Genomic DNA, 261 nt, shown 5'->3' with positions numbered 1-261 from the left:
CGCTGCGCTGATGCCGCCATGTACAACGCCAAGCAGAACGGGCGCAACCAGCATCGCGTCTTCACCGCGCGGCTGTCGCAGCGGGCACAGCGGCGTTTCCAGCTCGAGCACCACCGGCGGCGCGCGCTGGCGGCCGACGAGCTGTCGCTGCGCTTCCAGCCCATCGTCGATGCCACGACCATGCAGATGGGCGGCGCCGAGGTGTTGCTGCGCTGGCACAGCACGGAGCTGGGCGAGGTGTCGCCGGCGGAGTTCATCCCG

General features: G+C 70.5%; 1 protein-coding gene. It reads left to right on the top strand.

Annotation, left to right across the window (positions count from 1 at the left end; genetic code table 11):
- Window positions 1-18: 18 nt before the first annotated feature.
- The coding region (locus ACFZPT_RS26760; protein ID WP_379559139.1) for an EAL domain-containing protein at window positions 19-261 on the top strand (243 nt) is incomplete at its 3' end.

The organism is Pseudomonas sp. MD330_10, assembly GCF_042610415.1.
Lineage (GTDB): Bacteria > Pseudomonadota > Gammaproteobacteria > Pseudomonadales > Pseudomonadaceae > Aquipseudomonas > Aquipseudomonas rhodesiae.
Note: the sequence above shows the minus strand (reverse complement) of the source record. Positions and strands in the feature narration are given on the sequence as shown.